The 394-nt window shown below is 70.8% G+C and carries 1 protein-coding gene; it reads right to left on the reverse strand.

Going from position 1 to position 394, the window contains the following annotated elements; all coding sequences use genetic code 11:
- Positions 1 to 71: 71 nt before the first annotated feature.
- Positions 72 to 394 (reverse strand): laccase domain-containing protein (locus ACEN88_RS34490; protein ID WP_413346905.1); only part of this gene is annotated, 323 nt, incomplete at its 5' end.

Genomic DNA, 394 nt, shown 5'->3' on the forward strand with positions numbered 1-394 from the left:
GGCCATGCGGCCGGCGCCGATGGCGCTGCGGCCGGGCACGGCCACGATGGAGGCCGCTGAACGGCCCGCCCTTATTTCAACCAGATGAGGCTGGCCTGCCGGCCAGTCACGCCGTCGCGGCGATACGAATAAAACCAGTCGGTCTCGGTCGCCGTGCAGCGGTCGCCGCCATGGACGCGCGTGATCCCGTCGCGGGCCAGCATGCGACGCGCCAACAAATACATGTCCGCCAGATACTTGCCCGGACGCCCCGCATACGGCCGGAAAGCATCGTCCACCTGCCCCGGCAACGCGGCCTCGAAGGCGGCCAGCACGTCGGCGCCCACTTCGAACGCATCCCGGCCGACTGCCTGCCCGTGCTGTTCGCGGACCTGGGCGGCAAGGTCGCGGGCGC

The organism is Massilia sp. CT11-108, assembly GCF_047302915.1.
In the GTDB taxonomy this organism is placed as follows: Bacteria; Pseudomonadota; Gammaproteobacteria; order Burkholderiales; family Burkholderiaceae_D; genus Telluria; species Telluria orientalis.